We start from the raw sequence: 16,004 nt of genomic DNA, 5'->3' as shown, positions 1-16,004 counted from the left end.
CGAGATGGACGAATCGACCCTCGACCTCGTCGTCGCCGGCACCCAGGAAGCGGTGCTGATGGTCGAATCCGAAGCCAAGGAACTGGCTGAAGACGTTATGCTCGGCGCCGTCGTATTCGGCCAGAAGGGTTTCCAGCCGGTCATCGACGCCATCATCAAGCTCGCTGAAGTTGCCGCCAAGGAGCCGCGCGACTTCCAGCCGGAAGATCATTCCGCGCTCGAAGCTGAAATGCTCGGCATGGCCGAAGCCGAACTGCGCGACGCCTACAAGATCACCGAAAAGGCTGCCCGCTACGCTGCCGTCGACGCCGTCAAGGCAAAGGTGAAGGCACACTTCTTCCCGGAAGGCGCAGAGCCGAAGCACACTGCCGAAGTCATCGGCGCCGTCTTCAAGCACCTCCAGGCCAAGATCGTTCGCTGGAACATCCTCGACACCAAGAGCCGCATCGACGGCCGCGATCTCGAAACCGTTCGCGCTATCGTGTCGGAAGTCGGCCTCCTGCCGCGCACCCACGGCTCGGCCCTGTTCACCCGCGGTGAAACGCAGGCGATCGTCGTTGCCACGCTCGGCACCGGCGAAGACGAACAGTACGTCGACAGCCTGACCGGCATGTACAAAGAACGCTTCATGCTGCACTACAACTTCCCGCCCTATTCGGTCGGCGAAACCGGTCGCATGGGCTCCCCGGGCCGCCGCGAAATCGGTCACGGCAAGCTCGCCTGGCGCGCGATCCGCCCGATGCTGCCGGAAGCCGAGCAGTTCCCCTACACGCTGCGCGTCGTCTCCGAAATCACCGAATCCAACGGTTCCTCGTCGATGGCCACCGTCTGCGGCACCTCGCTCGCTCTGATGGACGCCGGCGTTCCGCTGGCAAAGCCGGTTGCCGGTATCGCCATGGGCCTGATCAAGGAAGATGAGCGCTTCGCCGTTCTCTCCGACATCCTCGGCGACGAAGACCACCTCGGCGACATGGACTTCAAGGTTGCAGGCACCGAAGCCGGCATCACCTCGCTCCAGATGGACATCAAGATCGAGGGCATCACCGAAGAGATCATGGGCATCGCGCTCAACCAGGCCAAGGGCGGCCGTCTCCACATCCTCGGCGAAATGGCCAAGGCCATCTCGGAAAGCCGCGGCCAGCTCGGCGAGTTCGCACCGCGCATCGAAGTCATGAACATCCCGGTCGACAAGATCCGTGAAGTCATCGGCTCGGGCGGCAAGGTCATCCGCGAAATCGTCGAAAAGACCGGCGCCAAGATCAACATCGAAGACGACGGCACCGTGAAGATCGCATCTTCGTCGGGCAAGGAAATCGAAGCGGCCCGCAAGTGGATCCACTCGATCGTTGCTGAACCGGAAGTCGGCCAGATCTACGAAGGCACCGTTGTGAAGACGGCCGACTTCGGCGCCTTCGTCAACTTCTTCGGCGCCCGCGACGGCCTCGTCCACATCTCGCAGCTGGCCTCCGAGCGCGTTGCCAAGACGACCGACGTCGTCAAGGAAGGCGACAAGGTCTGGGTCAAGCTCATGGGCTTCGACGAGCGCGGCAAGGTTCGCCTGTCGATGAAGGTCGTCGACCAGGCAACCGGCAAGGAAGTCGCTGCCGAGAAGTCTGAAAAGAAGGGCGACGGCGAAGCTGCCGAATAAGCGGGCTTCACCCGAATGCATTCGGGGCGCGGAGCGGATCGCTCCGCGCCCCTTTCTTGTAGGAAGATGACGGATAGACCGATGAGCCGAGATGCGTTGAAGACCCTGTTTTACCCGTTCGACAGCGGCGTGATCGACCCGCCGGGCGAAGGCGAGCGCGTGCTCTTCCTCGGCGCCGAGGCGGGCTACCGGCTGCCTGAGGGCTTCGCGGCGTCGATCTCGGCCGTTCAGCCACTCCGGCCGCTCTACCGGGCTCTCGAGGCCGCACGCGCCGACGTGGCCCCTGAAGTTGCCGGCGAGGACTACGACGTCACGCTGATCCTTTGCGGCAAGCACAAGGGCGAGAACGAGGACCGCATCGCCGAGGCGCTGAAGCGCACCCGCGAGGGCGGCCTGATCGTCGTTGCCGGCGGCAAGGAAGACGGCATCCAGTCGCTGAAGAAGCGCATCGCCAAGTTCGAATGGGATGGCGACCATCTGCCGAAGTACCATGGCGTTGCCTTCTGGTTTACCCGTCCGGAAGATGTCACCGACGCCGTGCGCAAGCTCGCCAAGGTTCCGGTGCGTGTCGACGGCCTGTTCGAGGCTGCGCCCGGCATGTTCTCGCATGACCGTATCGATGCCGGATCCGAACTGCTCGCCTCGCGTCTGCCGATCGATTTCCATGGCCATGCCGCCGATTTCGGCGCCGGCTGGGGCTATCTAGCAGCCAAGCTCGCTCAGGCGTCTCCCGGCACCAAGGGCATCGACCTGTTCGAGGCCGATCACGGCGCGCTCGAGGCCGCCCGTGCGAACATGATGGCGAACGCGCCCCGCATGCCGACGCGTTTCTACTGGTTCGACCTGACAAGCGAAGAGCCGCGTGACAAGTACGATCTCATCGTCATGAACCCGCCGTTCCATGAGGGACACGCCGCCGAGCCGGCGCTCGGCACGGCCATCATCAAGACGGCGCTGAAGGCGCTGAAGCAGGGCGGCAAGCTGATGCTGGTCGCCAATCGCGGCCTGCCCTACGAGCAGGTGCTGGCCGAAACCGCCAAGGAATACGGCGAGACCTGCCGCAACGCCCGCTTCAAGGTGCTGTGGGCCAAGCGCTGAGGTGCGGCGTCGCCGCATCCGTGCAAAGACGGCATTGAACAGGAGCCGGGCCGCAAGGTCCGGCTCTTTCGCGTTGCGCGTTCTCCGATACCAAAGTTTGCCCGTTGCCTTCGCTCCTGTTCGGGCTCAACATGCGGCCGGTATTTCCCTGTCGGAGGATGCGATCCATGACGTCGGGAGTGAACAGGCCGCCCTTGAGCGAGGAGGCGGCCGAGGCCATCGCCAAGGATATCAAGCAGGGGGAGGGACATGGTGCTACCTCCGAGGTCCCCATGTCTTTTCTGCGGAGTCTTTATCACTCTCCGCTCGCTCCGGAGCGACGCACGCATACGGGATTCGTCATTCTAGCGATCATCGCTGCCCTGCTGGTGTTGTTCATGCTGGTATGACCCGGTCCGTCCCGGTCTTGCCCGACCGTCGCTCCCTCGTCAGCGCCGTGCTTTCTCGGTCAGCAGAAGCCCTGCTAGTACGAGGCAGAGCAGGCCGAGCGACAGCGGCAGCCCCTGATGCCCCACCAGTTGCATGACGAGCCCCGTCGCCGGCGAGCCCACGATACCGCCCACGCCCCAGGCAAGCGCGAAGGCGGCGTTGCCGGCCACCAGTGTCTGGCCGGAAAACCGCTCGCCGAGCTGGACCAGCGAAAGGGTGAAAATCCCGAAGGTGACCCCACCCCAGGCAAAGGTGAGCGGCCAGATCAGCCATCCGTCAAAGAGGAATGGCAGCAACAGGCAGCCGAGCAACGAGGCCAGCACGCAAAACAGCATCATCTGCCTCGAACCCACGCGCTCAGCCAGCCGCCCGAGCACGATCTGCAGTGCCGCATTGCCCGCGATGAAGCAGGTCGCAAGCGGGGCGATGCGCTGTTCGGTGCTGCCGAGTGCGGCGCCATAGACGGCAAGCATCGAGAGCAGGGTCTGCTCGAAGGCCGCGGCCGTTGCGACGGCGAGAAGAAGCAAGGGCGCCAGGGTGAAAAAGCCGACCACGGAGGTCGCGGCACCCTCCTGCGGCATGTCGGGCAGACGCGGCACGACGGCAAGCACGATCAGGCCACAGGCGAGGAAAGCGACGATGCCAATCAGGAAAGGTGGCCAGCCCGCGCTGCCGACCAGGCTGAGCGACAGCGGGCCGATGCAGAAGCCGGCTGATACCACCGACGAATAGAGGCCCATGATACGGCCCCGCCGGGATGCAGGCGTGATCGTCACCAGCCAGGTCTCGCTGATGACCGAAAGCGGATTGGCAAAGACGCCCAGCAGAAAACGAAGCGGTATCCAGGTCCAGGCGTCCTGCGTCCAGGCAATCGCTGCAAGCGTTGAAGCGGCCAGGACCGAGCACAGGATCGCAAGTCGTGCGCCGCCCAACCGCTTTGCGAACACCGGAATGAAGGGCGCCGACAGGATGAAGCCGAGCGGCGTCATGGCGGCCGAGAGGCCGATCAGCGCGGGTGCTGTCTGTTGCCGCTCCAGGATGAAGCTGAGCAGCGGGTAGGTCAGCCCCTGCGCCACGGCAAAGACGGTCACGGTCGCAATGATGCCTGCCATCGCGGCCCATGGGGCGCCGTCCTCTCCCGGGGATATCTTGTTCTGCAGGTTCCGGTGAACGGCGGCAGTCGGCCGAATGTGAGGGTCGGATGTCATTGCGGCTTTCATCCTACAAGACATGCCAGAATGGCCTGGCAAGCTCGTCTTCGACCTGGCGCCGTGTCAGGCCGACATCGTCGAGCACATGCGGATCGCCCTGCAGCTTGCGCTCCAGGTCTATCTGGAAGCGGTTTTTCTCGCGCCACGAGGCGATCAAGGACCGCAGGCTGAAGCGTCGGTACGACCTCGTAGCACCCGGCACCGCCGGCGGTGTTGCTTCAGACGAGGCTGGGATAGGAAAGGGAATATGGGGCACGACAACCTCCCGATGTTTTGAGGGTTCAAGAAACCCGGATTGCAAGAAGTTGAATTGTGCGGGATGGGAGCGGCGACGTCCTTAAGCCCTTCCAAAAAGTTCTCAAAATCTTCCAAAGCGTCTAGATTGCACCGCATGCGGGATGTGCGCTTTGCCTTTGGTCCGTTCGTTCTTGATCCGGGTGCGGGAACGCTGCTGCGGAACGATGATCCCGTTGCGGTTGGCTATCGCGGCGTAAAGCTGCTTGCGGCACTGGTCGGGCGAGCCGGCGAAATCCTTGGTAAGGCCGAGTTGATGGACGCGGCGTGGCCGGGCACGGCGGTCGAGGAAGGCAATCTCACGGTCCAGATCGCCCAACTGAGGAAATTGCTTGGCCCGGCTGTCGACGGCGGCGAATGGATCTCGACCGTACCGCGCGTCGGTTATCGGTTCACCGGCACGATCGAACGGCTTGGCGGCGCGACGCGAAAACTACTGCCCCTGCCGGACAAACCGTCGATCGCGGTATTGCCTTTCGTCAACCTCAGCAACGATCCGGAACAGGGGGCCTTTGCGGACGGCTTGACCGAAGACCTGATCACCGACCTGTCCACCAACGGCGACCTGTTCGTCATCGCGCGCAATTCGAGCTTCGCCTACAAGGGAAGGGTGATGGACGTGCGTGCGATCGCCGAGGACCTTGGCGTGCGCTACCTGCTGGAGGGCAGCGCGAGGCGCGCATCAGGGATGGTGCGCATCAACGCCCAGCTGGTCGATGCGGCAAGCGGCGCGCATCTCTGGGCGGAGCGCTTCGACCGCAGCCTTGAGGATATCTTTGCAGTTCAGGACGAGGTCACGAGCAGAATCGTGGAAGCGCTGCTCGGGAGGCTTCAGCCGGTTCGAAAGCGCAATCGGCCCAGCAGCCTCGAAGCGTACGATCTCTGCGTACGGGCGCGAAAACTGATGGATGATACGCCGCAGATGGCGCGGGAAGCGCACCTGATGCTCACGCGCGCAGTTTCACTCGATCCTGATTATGCCGAGGCCTATCGTTGGCTGGCCATCAACCACTGGATGGGACGGATCCACTCCGGCGGCCCAGCGCAGACCGACCGGGAACTGGCACTCGGATTGGCGCGCAAGGCTGTCGCGATCGACCCCGATGCTGCCGGCAGCCGCTGGATTCTCGGCTATCTGCTTGCCTATGAACGCTGCTTTGCCGAGGCCGACGCGGAGTTTGCCAAGGCGACCGAACTCGACCCGAACGAGGCCGACGCTTGGGCGGCCCTGTCCGACATAGCGATTCTCTCCGGCCGTGTCGAAGAAGGGCTGAAGCACATTCGCAAGGCATTCCGGCTGAACCCCCATCCGGCAAGCTGGTACTACCTGACGCTCGGCCAGGCGCAATATGCTGCGGGTTCCTATGAAGCGGCGGTCGAGACGCTGCGCAACGACGAGACCTACCGCACCAGCTCGCGCCGGTTTCTCGCGGCAAGCCTTGCGCAATTGGGGCGCATCGAAGAGGCGAACGCCGAGGCGGAACTGTTCCTCGTCGCCAATCCGCATTTCACGATCCGCCATTGGGCTGCGGCCGAGCCTTTCCGTGACGCCGCCGTGCTTGAGCATTTTTCCGACGGCTTCCGTAAGGCTGGCCTTCCGGATTGAGGTTTTGCGCGATTTCAGGAGGCGCCATCCACGAGCCTGAAAAAACAAACCCCGGCGAGGAGCTCGCCGGGGTTTCTGTGAAACGCATCGCCGCCGTGATCAGCCTGCGATTGTTATTCGGCGTCGGCCGTCCTCAATGCATCAAGCGCCGGCATCGAGGTGATGTTGTAGCCGCTGTCGACATAGTGGATCTCGCCGGTGACGCCGCGCGACAGGTCTGAAAGCAGATAAAGCGCGGAATTGCCGACATCGTCGATCGTCACGGTCCGGCGGAGCGGCGAGTTCTTCTGCTGCCAGGAGAGCATCGCCCGGGCGTCGGAAATGCCGGCGCCGGCAAGCGTGCGGATCGGGCCGGCCGAGATCGCGTTGACGCGAATGCCGCGCACGCCATAGTCGGCGGCGAGATAGCGCACCGAGGCTTCGAGAGCGGCCTTGGCCACGCCCATGACGTTGTAGTTCGGCATGACGCGCATCGAGCCGCCATAGGTGAGCGTCAGCATCGAGCCGCCGTCATTCATCAGCTCGGCTGCCCGCCTCGCGATCTCGGTGAAGGAGAAGCAGGAGATCACCATCGTGCGGCTGAAATTGTCGCGCGACGTGTCGGCGTAAAGGCCCTTCAGCTCGTTCTTGTCGGAAAAGCCGATGGCGTGGACGATGAAGTCCAGCTTTCCCCAGCGCTGCTTGATCGCGTCGATGACCGCGTCGACGGACGCGATGTCCTCGACGTCGCAAGGCAGCAGGAAGTCGGAGCCGACTTCGGCTGCCAGCGGCTTGACGCGTTTGCCGAGCGCTTCGCCCTGGTAGGTGAAGGCGAGCTCGGCACCCTGTGCGGCCAGCGCCTTGGAAATGCCCCAGGCAATGGAGTGGTTGTTGGCCACACCCATGATGAGGCCACGCTTTCCGGTCATCAGTGCCGTCATGGTGTTATCCGTTGTAGCGCTGGAAGACGAGCGTCGCATTGGTGCCACCGAAGCCGAAGGAGTTCGACAGAACCGTGTCGATCTTGGCGTTGTCGATGCGCTTGCGGACGATCGGGACGCCGTCGAATTCCGGGTCGAGTTCGGTGATGTGGGCGCTCTCGCCAATGAAGCCGGCCTGCATCATCAGGAGGCCGTAGATCGACTCCTGCACGCCGGCAGCACCCAGCGAGTGACCGGTCAGCGACTTCGTCGACTGAATGTGCGGGATCTTGTTGCCGAACACTTCGCGGATCGCGCCGATTTCCTTGCTGTCGCCCACCGGCGTCGAGGTGCCGTGGGTGTTGATGTAATCGACGTCGCCCTTCACGGTCGAAAGCGCCTGGCGCATGCAGCGCATCGCGCCTTCGCCCGACGGAGCCACCATGTCGTAGCCGTCGGAGGTCGCACCGTAGCCGACGATTTCGGCGTAGATCTTGGCGCCGCGGGCCTTGGCGTGCTCCAGCTCTTCAAGAACGAGAACGCCCGCGCCACCGGCGATCACGAAGCCGTCGCGGTTGGCGTCATAGGCGCGCGAAGCCGAGGCCGGGGTTTCATTGTACTTTGAGGACATGGCGCCCATGGCGTCGAAGAGGTTGGACATGGTCCAGTCGAGATCTTCGTGGCCACCGGCAAACATCACGTCCTGCTTGCCCCACTGGATCATTTCGGCCGCGTTGCCGATGCAATGGGCCGAGGTCGAGCAGGCCGACGAGATCGAGTAGTTGACGCCGTGGATCTGGAACCAGGTGGCGAGCGTTGCCGATGCCGTCGACGACATCGCTTTCGGTACCGCGAACGGGCCGATGCGCTTCGGGCTGACGTTCTTGCGGGTGACGTCGGCCGCTTCCACGATGGTGCGGGTCGACGGGCCGCCCGAACCCATGATGATGCCGGTGCGCTCGTTGCGGGCGATCATCGCTTCCTCGAGACCCGAGTCGGCGATCGCCTGCTTCATCGCCACGTGGTTCCACGCACCGCCCTGCGACAGGAAGCGCATGGCGCGGCGGTCGACGAGCTCGGTCGGATCGAGCGACGGTGCGCCCCAGACCTGGCACTTGAAGCCGTTCTCGGCGAAATCGGGAGAAAACGTGATGCCCGACTTGGCATCGCGCAGCGACGCCGTGACTTCGTCGGCATTGTTCCCGATCGAGGAAACGATGCCGAGGCCCGTGACAACAACCCGTCTCATGATAGTGACCTTTTCTTTATTTCGTTTGCTGCGGCAGGACCGGACTACTCGGCCTTATCCTTCGACAGGCCGACGCGCAGGTCGGTTGCCTGATAGATAGTTTCGCCATCGGCCTTTAGCCAGCCGTCGGCGGTGCCAAGCACCAGTCGGCCGCGCATGACGCGCTTGAAGTCGATACCGTATTCGAGAAGCTTGGTGTGCGGACGGACCATGCCCTTGAACTTCACTTCGCCGGTCGACAGCGCCATGCCGCGACCAGGCTCGCCGAGCCAGCCGAGATAGAAGCCGGTCAGCTGCCACATGCCATCGAGGCCGAGGCAGCCCGGCATGATCGGATTGCCCTGGAAGTGGCAGGGGAAGTACCAGTCGTCCGGCCGCACGTCATACTCGGCGCGCAGGAAACCCTTGTCGAAGGCGCCACCGGTTTCCGAAATCTCGGTGATGCGATGAACCATCAGCATCGGCGGCAGCGGCAGCTGGGCATTGCCGGGGCCAAACAACTCTCCACGGCCGCAGGCCAGGATTTCCTCATAGCTGAAGCTGGATTGTCTGGTCGTCATGAATGGATGTTTCCCCGCGTAACAAATTGTGTTGTCCGACCTGCTTTAGAGCAAGTTCGGCATGAAATGAAGCGTTGCGACCCGGATCTTGCCGTTTTGGCCCGGTTCCGCCGCTCCAGATGGCTCTTTCACTCCGCCGTCGCTTACAGGATCAATGTGGGCGGGACCAGAGTTAATTGCCAGCATTCCCCGAGTTTGACCGGTTTTTCGGGCTTTGCAACGCTTGTCGGGCCTGGAATCTATTGAAAGGAGAGGGCGCAAAAGTTATATCGCAAAATTAGTATTGTGAATTTTCGCCGGGATACATGGATCGACCCTTGATGACGAAAGCAACAGAAGTGAGTTCGGAGGAAAGGCTACGCCATTCAGGCCTGCGTCCGACCCGTCAGCGCGTTGCCCTCGCCGATCTGATCTTTGCCAAGGGCGATCGTCACCTGACCGTCGAGGAGCTGCACGAAGAGGCGGTTCTGGCTGGCGTGCCGGTGTCTCTGGCAACCGTCTACAATACGCTGCACCAGTTCACCGAGGCCGGCATGATCCGCGTGCTGGCCGTCGAAAGCGCCAAGACCTACTTCGACACCAACGTGTCGGATCACCACCATTTCTTCATCGAGGGCCAGAACGAGGTGCTCGATATTCCGGTCAGCAATATCCAGATCGACAATCTTCCGGAGCCGCCTGATGGCATGGAGATTGCGCATGTCGATGTGGTGATCCGTCTGCGCCGCAAGGCCGGCCGCTGAGCCTGCCTCGCAAGGCAATCATCAAAATAAGTTGATCACGCGTCGTCCGGGTCGATCGGGCTGACGCGCGCCTACATCACGTCGTCGGGGTCACGGCCCGGCAGCGCCTTGCCGGTCGGCAGGGTCCAGCCGAACTTGAGTGCGCCGCCACGCACCGCGAATGCGGCTATCACGCCGATCGTGGAGGCCGCCGTCAGCGACAGCCCGCCGGTCGTCGCAAGTACGAAGGCGCCGGCACCGATCAATGCTGCCGTGACATAGACTTCCGGCCTCAGAAGCACGGAGGGCTCTCCGGCAAGAATGTCGCGCAGCACGCCGCCGAAGGTCGCGGTCAACATGCCGGTGACAAGCGCGACCGTCGCCGAGCCGGTGGCAGCGAAACCCTTGGCCGCCCCCATGACGCTATAGGCCGAAAGCCCGACCGCATCGAGCCAGACAAGCACCCGGTAGCGCGAATCGAAGAGATGGGCGGTGAAGAAGATGATGACCGCGACCGTGGCGCAGACGAGCAGATAGGTCGGGTTTGTAACCCAGAAGACAGGGGTGGCGCCAAGCACGACGTCACGCATCGTGCCGCCGCCGATCCCGGTCACCGAGGCGAGAAACAGGTAGCCGATGATATCGAGCTGCTTGCGCGAGGCCGAGAGCGCGCCAGTGGCGGCAAAGACCGCGACACCGGCATAGTCGAGAATTTCGAGGATCGGCATTAAGCGCTCCGGGCAAGAATCGGCATGTCGGTAAAAGCTTGGGCATGCCGTGCCCCTCCGTCAACCGTGTCAGGGTGCCGGCAGCACCGTCCGTGTTCGCCCGAGCAGGTAGTAGGCGACAAGTCCGGTCCATTCCTTGGCCGCCGTTGTCGTCAGTTGCGCGTTCAGTGACGGCTGGGTGAAATCGAAGCCGAGCTGCACCTTGCCGCTCGTGCGGAAGTCGGTTGGCCAAGGCAGGACGCCGATGTCGTTTGCGCGAAAGAGCGCGACGGACCGCGGTATGTGGTAGGCGGATGTGACGAGCGCGCATTGCGCAAGCCCGTTTGCCGCAAGCAGATCCTTGGTGTAGCGCGCGTTTTCGAAGGTCGTGCGCGAATCTTCTTCGCGGATCACCCTGTTGTCGGCGATCTCAAAGGCATCGAAGAAGGCCTTCGATGCGTGCGCGTCGCCCGAATAGGCGCCGCTGATCGAACCATCGCCGCCGGAAACAAGGATCCGCGCCTCCGGATAGCGTTTTGCCAGACGCACGGTCTCGATGAAGCGATCGGCTGCCTGATTGAGCTCGATGCCGCCCCGGCCGGCCGTCACCTCGTTCTCGAAGGCGCCTCCAAGCACGATGACGCAGGAAAGGGAAGTTGGCGGCGCAGGGCGCGGGAAGCGGTCCTCGAGCGCCTGCAGGGCGTAAGGTCCCGCGGTCGTGAACAGGGTGACGAACAACACCAGGGCGCCGACGCCGCCGATGAGGGCACCGATGCGACGCCAGCCGGCCGCTGACGCAAGCAAGCCCGAGATCACGGCGAAAAACGAGAACGACAGCGGCTGCGCGATCAGCCAGAAGATTTTCGAGATCAGGAACATGGCAACAGCTTCTGCGATTTGATGCTTAACAATTCATGAAGGCCGCGCCGGCGCGAGGTGGGGCAATTGACCGGATGGCGGGATCAATTCAGCGCTTTGGACGCGTTCGCGCAAGCTTGCGTGCGTAGCATTCTCACCTGAGCGTTGCGCAGGTGGTTGCCTGCACCACTTTCATTTGAAGCCGAAAGGAGTATCATCCGGGAGATGACCACGATATCGGGCTTCAGATCCCAGCTGTTTCGCGCCGCAAATGAGGTCCATCAACTCACCCCATTGCAGGCACAACGGTTGCTGGAAGGTGCAGTGGCGCTGATCCGCTGCATGCGCGAGCAGACCGGCATGGAGCCGAACACCGAAGCGCCTGACATAACCGTCCGGCTTTTGGAAATAGCCGGCTCCGCCCCGGATCGCTCGGAACGCGAAATCCGCCACGCCTTGCTCGAGTCAGCCGATATCATCCGGCTCTTGACGATGATCTTGGATTCGCTCGACGAAATGGAAGCAAGCGACGGACCCTGAGGTCTAAATTCTTATGCAATCTGAAGGAAGTTTGGTGGAGCTAAGCGGGATCGAACCGCTGACCTCTTGCATGCCATGCAAGCGCTCTCCCAGCTGAGCTATAGCCCCATATCGGGTTCCGGCGAGGCCGGTCCGGGAAGTTCGCCGGGCTGTTTTGCTCGGCGAGTGGCGGCTTATTACTTCCCCTTTTTGAGGATGGCAAGCCGAAAAATGCGTGGCCTGTGGATTTATTTTTGTCCCGGCCATTTTTCTCCCGTCCGGGCCGTGTGCGGCCGAGGACGGGAGCATTCCTGTATCAATTGAAGCGCTTAGACGTCTTCTTCGTCGTCCGACACGCCGATGAGGTCGCTCATGTCGTCGTCGTCGTCTTCGTCGTCGGTCTGCAGGAAGGTGTCGTCGTCGTCGTCACCGTCGATCTCGACATCGTCGTCGCCGAGATCCGGAAGGTCGTCGCCGCCCGCTGCCTCATCATCGGCATCCTCGAGCGAAACCAGTTCGACTTCGGTGTTCTCTGCATCGACTTCCGTGACGTCTTCTTCTTCTTCCTTCTCGAGCACCTTGGCGACCGAGGTTTCTTCGAAGAAGTTCAGCGGATAGGACTTGCCGGTGTAAGGCGAAACGATCGGATCACGGTTCAGATCGTAGAATTTGCGCCCCGTTTCCGGGTCGATGCGCTTTGTTCCAAGTTCCGGTTTTGCCACTGTCAAAGCCTCTTGAATGGCCGGCCGCGCCGGCGCTTGCCGGAAAGCCGGCGGGTGGAAAGGGTATCAAGCTTATGATGATTAGCCGGTCCCCTTAATCGTCTTGGCTGCATCTGTCAAAGGCAAAACACCGGAGCCCCGGTATCGCGGGCTTTCGGGCACACGAGGATGACCGTTTCGCCGGCGTGTGGTAGGAGCGCAACAATAGGGTTAGAAGGCATACGCCTCTGCCCGCAGCCATGTGTTTCACGCGCAAGGCGGCCCATAGTTTTGAGGAATTCGCATGTCCCATGGATCGGGCCTGAGGCCTGCCACCGCCCGCCGATCCGCTGACCTGCGTGGCACGATCCGCGTTCCCGGCGACAAGTCGATCTCGCACCGGGCCCTGATGCTGGGCGGGCTTGCCGCGGGTCAAACGCGCATCACCGGTCTGCTGGAAGGCGAGGACGTGATGGCGACGGCGCGCGCGATGCAGGCGATGGGCGCGAGGATCCGCAAGGAAGGCGGCACCTGGATCGTCGACGGCGTTGGCAACGGCGCGCTGCTCGCACCGGAAGCGCCGCTCGATTTTGGCAACGCCGGCACCGGCTGCCGGCTCGTCATGGGTCTCGCCGGTGTCTATGATTTCGAGACCACCTTCATCGGTGATGCTTCGCTCAGTCGGCGGCCGATGGCGCGCGTGCTTGATCCGCTGCGCGAGATGGGCGTGCAGGTGCGTGCTTCCACGGGCGACCGGCTGCCGGTGACGCTGCGTGGTCCGAAGACGCCGACGCCGATCAGCTATCGCGTGCCGGTCGCATCCGCGCAGGTGAAATCGGCGGTGCTCTTGGCCGGCCTCAATGCGCCGGGGATCACCACCGTGATCGAGCCGGTGATGACGCGCGACCATACGGAGCGCATGCTGGAAGGCTTCGGCGCAGCCCTCCTGGTCGAGACCGACACGGCAGGCGTTCGAACCATCCGCCTTCAAGGGCGCGGTCGGCTCGCCGGGCAGTCGGTTATCGTGCCGGGCGACCCGTCATCGGCGGCCTTTCCGCTCGTCGCAGCCCTCATTGTCCCTGGTTCGGACATCACCATCGAGAACGTGCTGATGAACCCGGCGCGAACCGGCCTGATCCTGACATTGCAGGAGATGGGCGCCGATATCGAGGTCATCGATATCCGGCTGAGGGGGGGCGAGGATGTGGCGGATTTGCGGGTGCGCCATTCCGATCTGAAAGGGGTGGCGGTGCCGGAAGAGCGTGCGCCCTCGATGATCGACGAGTATCCGGTGCTTGCCGTCGCCGCAGCATTCGCTGAGGGCGCAACGACCATGAGCGGTCTTCAGGAGCTGCGCGTGAAGGAGTCCGATCGTCTTTCGGCGGTTGCCGCGGCTCTGAAGCTCAACGGCGTCGATTTCGACGAGGGAAAATCCTCGCTCGTCGTGCGTGGCCGTCCCGCAGGCAAGGGTCTTGGCAATGCATCCGGCGGCGTGGTGAAGACCGATCTCGACCATCGCATCGCCATGAGCTTCCTGGTGATGGGGCTTGCTTCGCAGCATCCGGTTGCAATCGACGACGCGACGATGATCGCGACCAGCTTTCCGGAGTTCACGACGCTGATGGCGGGCCTTGGCGCAAGGATCGAATGAAGGCGACATGGGTTTGAAACAGAAGGTTGGCTGGCTTCTGACGGCAATTGCCGTTCTCGTTCTGACGCTGCTGACGCAGATCGGCGGCGTCATTCTGCTTCTTTCCCTCGGTCTCGCCCGGCTCAGGAAAGCCGGTGTTGGCGCCACCGGTCGTCTCGTGCTCTTCATCGCGCTTTACGCGGCCGGCAGCGGGTTGAGTTATGCTGTTGCGCCCGCCTTCGGCCGCGTTCCGCTGCCCTGTTTTAGCGACGGCTCGTCACGTCTCAGAATGCAGTCGCCGTTGTTCTGCGTGCTGAACCGCCAGTTTGTGACCCCGAAAATGCGGGAAGCGGCGCTCGCCCTGTCGCAGCGAATGAACGAGGCGTTTCCGCAAACCACCACTTTGGCGCTCGATGCGAACTTTCCGTTCTTTGACGGTTTTCCGCTGTTTCCGCACCTGTCCCATTCCGATGGCCGCAAACTCGACGTGGCTTTTTTCTATGAGGATGCCGAAGGCCGGTTTCTTGACGGGACGACACGTTCGCCGATCGGCTACTTCGCCTTCGAAGAGCCGCGTGCCGGAAGCGTTCTTCCCTGCGGCAACCGCGACGACCTCTTGACCTTGCGCTGGAATTTAGGGTTCTTGCAGCCTCTATGGCGGCCTTTGCCGCTCGAACAGCGCCGAACCCGCGAGGCGCTTCGCTGGCTTTCAGACGAAGGTCGCGGCTTCGGCGTGGAGAAAATATTCGTGGAGCCGCACCTCGCCGAGAGGCTTGGCGTTGCGGCAGAGTCCATTCGGTTTCAGGGTTGCCGTGCCGCCAGGCACGACGATCACATTCACATGCAGGTTGGAAAATGACGTTCACCATCGCCATCGACGGACCGGCCGCGGCCGGCAAGGGCACGCTCTCTCGCCGGATCGCCGAACAATACGGTTATCATCACCTCGATACGGGGCTGACCTATCGCGCCACGGCGAAGGCGCTGCTGGACGCGGGCCTGCCGCTCGACGACGAGGTGGTCGCCGAGAAGATGGCGCGCGACGTGGAGCTGGCCGGTCTCGATCGCTCCGTGCTCGCCGCCCACGCGATCGGCGAGGCTGCCTCCAAGATTGCCGTCATGCCGACCGTGCGGCGTGCGCTCGTCGAGGCGCAGCGCGCCTTTTCGTTGCGCGAGCCCGGAACAGTGCTCGATGGCCGCGACATCGGCACGGTCGTGTGCCCGGATGCGCCGGTAAAACTCTACGTTACCGCGTCGCCGGAAGTTCGGGCGAAGCGCCGCTTTGACGAGATCATCGGCAACGGCCAGACGGCCGACTTTGATGCGATTTTCGAGGATGTGAAGAAGCGCGACGAGCGCGACATGGGGCGCGCCGACAGTCCTTTGCGCCCCGCCGATGACGCGCACTTGCTTGATACGTCTGAAATGAGTATAGAGGCGGCGTTTCAGGCCGCGAAGTCTTTGATCGATGCGGCCCTGATCAAGAAGATCTGAAGAAGAGCCCATCCTCGACACTGTCAGGATCGCTCTTCTTGCATAAGCCTGAAATTCCGTCCACGCGCCGGATTGTCCCTTCGATGGGGCGGACTGGGTTCAGGCCTGTTCAACACCAGCCCCCGGCGCATGTGCGTCTCTACTTGAGATGCATGCAGGAGATTCCATGTCTGCTACCAACCCAACCCGTGATGATTTCGCAGCGCTTCTCGAAGAATCCTTCGCGAAGACTGATCTCGCCGAAGGCTATGTTGCCAAGGGCATCGTCACGGCCATCGAAAAGGACGTCGCCGTTGTCGACGTCGGTCTGAAGGTCGAAGGCCGCATCGCTCTGAAGGAATTCGGCGCGAAGGCCAAGGACGGCTCGCTCAAGGTCGGC

At 62.7% G+C, this 16,004-nt stretch carries 18 protein-coding genes and 1 tRNA gene; 10 read left to right on the top strand and 9 right to left on the bottom strand.

Annotation, left to right across the window (positions count from 1 at the left end; all coding sequences use genetic code 11):
- The 3 genes from pnp to VGO04_RS14665 all read left to right on the top strand — a co-directional run.
- Positions 1–1,648, top strand: a 1,648-nt coding sequence (pnp, locus tag VGO04_RS14675; RefSeq protein ID WP_327496693.1) for a polyribonucleotide nucleotidyltransferase, incomplete at its 5' end; no start/stop codon positions are given.
- An 81-nt stretch (positions 1,649–1,729) separates the two neighbouring features.
- Positions 1,730–2,746 carry a class I SAM-dependent methyltransferase gene (locus VGO04_RS14670; protein ID WP_327496692.1) on the top strand — a complete coding sequence of 339 codons (1,017 nt, stop codon included), beginning with the start codon at positions 1,730–1,732 and terminating at the stop codon, positions 2,744–2,746.
- Between the two features lie 167 nt (positions 2,747–2,913).
- Complete coding sequence (locus VGO04_RS14665; protein ID WP_327496691.1) at positions 2,914–3,135, top strand: hypothetical protein; 222 nt, start codon at positions 2,914–2,916, stop codon at positions 3,133–3,135.
- A 39-nt stretch (positions 3,136–3,174) separates the two neighbouring features.
- Here the strand turns inward: VGO04_RS14665 and VGO04_RS14660 are convergent, their stop codons facing one another.
- Together VGO04_RS14660 and VGO04_RS14655 are read right to left on the bottom strand one after the other, a co-directional pair.
- Positions 3,175–4,287 carry an MFS transporter gene (locus tag VGO04_RS14660; RefSeq protein ID WP_327496694.1) on the bottom strand — a complete coding sequence of 371 codons (1,113 nt, stop codon included), beginning with the start codon at positions 4,285–4,287 and terminating at the stop codon, positions 3,175–3,177.
- Positions 4,288–4,396: 109 nt separating this feature from the next.
- Positions 4,397–4,642: a DUF1127 domain-containing protein gene (locus VGO04_RS14655; RefSeq protein WP_327496690.1), complete on the bottom strand. Its 246-nt coding sequence runs from the start codon at positions 4,640–4,642 to the stop codon at positions 4,397–4,399.
- A 135-nt stretch (positions 4,643–4,777) separates the two neighbouring features.
- Here VGO04_RS14655 and VGO04_RS14650 point away from each other — a divergent pair, with 135 nt between their 5' ends.
- Positions 4,778–6,286 (top strand): winged helix-turn-helix domain-containing tetratricopeptide repeat protein, encoded by a 1,509-nt coding sequence (locus VGO04_RS14650; RefSeq protein WP_327496689.1) that lies wholly within the window; start codon positions 4,778–4,780, stop codon positions 6,284–6,286.
- 113 nt (positions 6,287–6,399) lie between these two features.
- Here VGO04_RS14650 and fabI read toward each other — a convergent pair whose 3' ends face one another.
- The 3 genes from fabI to fabA are packed head-to-tail and all read right to left on the bottom strand — an operon-like array spanning position 6,400 to position 8,994.
- A complete protein-coding gene (gene fabI, locus VGO04_RS14645) occupies positions 6,400–7,206 on the bottom strand; it encodes an enoyl-ACP reductase FabI (RefSeq protein ID WP_327496688.1) in 807 nt (268 codons plus the stop codon).
- Positions 7,207–7,210: 4 nt separating this feature from the next.
- A complete protein-coding gene (fabB, locus tag VGO04_RS14640; protein WP_327496687.1) occupies positions 7,211–8,434 on the bottom strand; it encodes a beta-ketoacyl-ACP synthase I in 1,224 nt (407 codons plus the stop codon).
- Positions 8,435–8,478: 44 nt separating this feature from the next.
- Entirely contained in the window at positions 8,479–8,994 is a 516-nt protein-coding gene (fabA, locus tag VGO04_RS14635) for a 3-hydroxyacyl-[acyl-carrier-protein] dehydratase FabA (protein WP_327496686.1), read from the bottom strand.
- 320 nt (positions 8,995–9,314) lie between these two features.
- On the opposite strand from fabA, the gene irrA reads away from it, so the two are divergent.
- Positions 9,315–9,737: an iron response transcriptional regulator IrrA gene (irrA, locus tag VGO04_RS14630; RefSeq protein WP_327496685.1), complete on the top strand. Its 423-nt coding sequence runs from the start codon at positions 9,315–9,317 to the stop codon at positions 9,735–9,737.
- Between the two features lie 71 nt (positions 9,738–9,808).
- On the opposite strand, the gene VGO04_RS14625 is transcribed toward irrA, so the two are convergent.
- Both VGO04_RS14625 and VGO04_RS14620 read right to left on the bottom strand, forming a co-directional pair.
- A complete protein-coding gene (locus tag VGO04_RS14625) occupies positions 9,809–10,444 on the bottom strand; it encodes a trimeric intracellular cation channel family protein (RefSeq protein ID WP_327496684.1) in 636 nt (211 codons plus the stop codon).
- 69 nt (positions 10,445–10,513) lie between these two features.
- Positions 10,514–11,302 carry a YdcF family protein gene (locus tag VGO04_RS14620; RefSeq protein WP_327496683.1) on the bottom strand — a complete coding sequence of 263 codons (789 nt, stop codon included), beginning with the start codon at positions 11,300–11,302 and terminating at the stop codon, positions 10,514–10,516.
- A 156-nt stretch (positions 11,303–11,458) separates the two neighbouring features.
- Between VGO04_RS14620 and VGO04_RS14615 the strand changes: the two genes are divergently transcribed.
- Positions 11,459–11,821, top strand: a complete 363-nt coding sequence (locus tag VGO04_RS14615) for a hypothetical protein (protein ID WP_327496682.1) — start codon at positions 11,459–11,461, stop codon at positions 11,819–11,821.
- A 32-nt stretch (positions 11,822–11,853) separates the two neighbouring features.
- Here the strand turns inward: VGO04_RS14615 and VGO04_RS14610 are convergent.
- Positions 11,854–11,929, bottom strand: a tRNA-Ala gene (locus VGO04_RS14610).
- Positions 11,930–12,129: 200 nt separating this feature from the next.
- The gene (locus VGO04_RS14605) at positions 12,130–12,522 is read right to left on the bottom strand and encodes a TIGR02300 family protein (RefSeq protein WP_077962966.1); all 393 of its coding nucleotides are present in this window, start codon (positions 12,520–12,522) and stop codon (positions 12,130–12,132) included.
- A gap of 283 nt (positions 12,523–12,805) precedes the next feature.
- On the opposite strand from VGO04_RS14605, the gene aroA reads away from it, so the two are divergent.
- The 4 genes from aroA to VGO04_RS14585 form a co-directional block, all read left to right on the top strand.
- On the top strand, positions 12,806–14,152 hold the full coding sequence (aroA, locus tag VGO04_RS14600) for a 3-phosphoshikimate 1-carboxyvinyltransferase (RefSeq protein ID WP_327496681.1): 1,347 nt from the start codon (positions 12,806–12,808) through the stop codon (positions 14,150–14,152).
- A 157-nt stretch (positions 14,153–14,309) separates the two neighbouring features.
- Positions 14,310–14,990 carry a hypothetical protein gene (locus tag VGO04_RS14595; RefSeq protein ID WP_327496680.1) on the top strand — a complete coding sequence of 227 codons (681 nt, stop codon included), beginning with the start codon at positions 14,310–14,312 and terminating at the stop codon, positions 14,988–14,990.
- Positions 14,987–15,625, top strand: a complete 639-nt coding sequence (cmk, locus tag VGO04_RS14590; RefSeq protein ID WP_327496679.1) for a (d)CMP kinase — start codon at positions 14,987–14,989, stop codon at positions 15,623–15,625. Before VGO04_RS14595 ends, cmk begins: the two co-directional genes overlap by 4 nt.
- Positions 15,626–15,791: 166 nt before the next feature.
- Positions 15,792–16,004: S1 RNA-binding domain-containing protein (locus tag VGO04_RS14585; protein WP_327496678.1), on the top strand; the 213-nt coding region annotated here is incomplete at its 3' end.

It is taken from the genome of Ensifer sp., assembly GCF_035999185.1.
GTDB lineage: Bacteria > Pseudomonadota > Alphaproteobacteria > Rhizobiales > Rhizobiaceae > Ensifer.
This window is presented reverse-complemented; position numbering and strand designations above follow the sequence as displayed.

Bases quoted from the DNA above. Each gene is read 5' to 3' on its own strand.
- fabI (WP_327496688.1), bottom strand. From the start codon at position 7,206: ATGACGGCACTGATGACCGGAAAGCGTGGCCTCATCATGGGTGTGGCC.
- VGO04_RS14650 (WP_327496689.1), top strand. From the start codon at position 4,778: ATGCGGGATGTGCGCTTTGCCTTTGGTCCGTTCGTTCTTGATCCGGGT.
- VGO04_RS14625 (WP_327496684.1), bottom strand. From the start codon at position 10,444: ATGCCGATCCTCGAAATTCTCGACTATGCCGGTGTCGCGGTCTTTGCC.
- VGO04_RS14670 (WP_327496692.1), top strand. From the start codon at position 1,730: ATGAGCCGAGATGCGTTGAAGACCCTGTTTTACCCGTTCGACAGCGGC.
- VGO04_RS14660 (WP_327496694.1), bottom strand. From the start codon at position 4,287: ATGGCAGGCATCATTGCGACCGTGACCGTCTTTGCCGTGGCGCAGGGG.
- VGO04_RS14620 (WP_327496683.1), bottom strand. From the start codon at position 11,302: ATGTTCCTGATCTCGAAAATCTTCTGGCTGATCGCGCAGCCGCTGTCG.
- fabB (WP_327496687.1), bottom strand. From the start codon at position 8,434: ATGAGACGGGTTGTTGTCACGGGCCTCGGCATCGTTTCCTCGATCGGG.
- irrA (WP_327496685.1), top strand. From the start codon at position 9,315: ATGACGAAAGCAACAGAAGTGAGTTCGGAGGAAAGGCTACGCCATTCA.
- VGO04_RS14665 (WP_327496691.1), top strand. From the start codon at position 2,914: ATGACGTCGGGAGTGAACAGGCCGCCCTTGAGCGAGGAGGCGGCCGAG.
- aroA (WP_327496681.1), top strand. From the start codon at position 12,806: ATGTCCCATGGATCGGGCCTGAGGCCTGCCACCGCCCGCCGATCCGCT.
- cmk (WP_327496679.1), top strand. From the start codon at position 14,987: ATGACGTTCACCATCGCCATCGACGGACCGGCCGCGGCCGGCAAGGGC.
- fabA (WP_327496686.1), bottom strand. From the start codon at position 8,994: ATGACGACCAGACAATCCAGCTTCAGCTATGAGGAAATCCTGGCCTGC.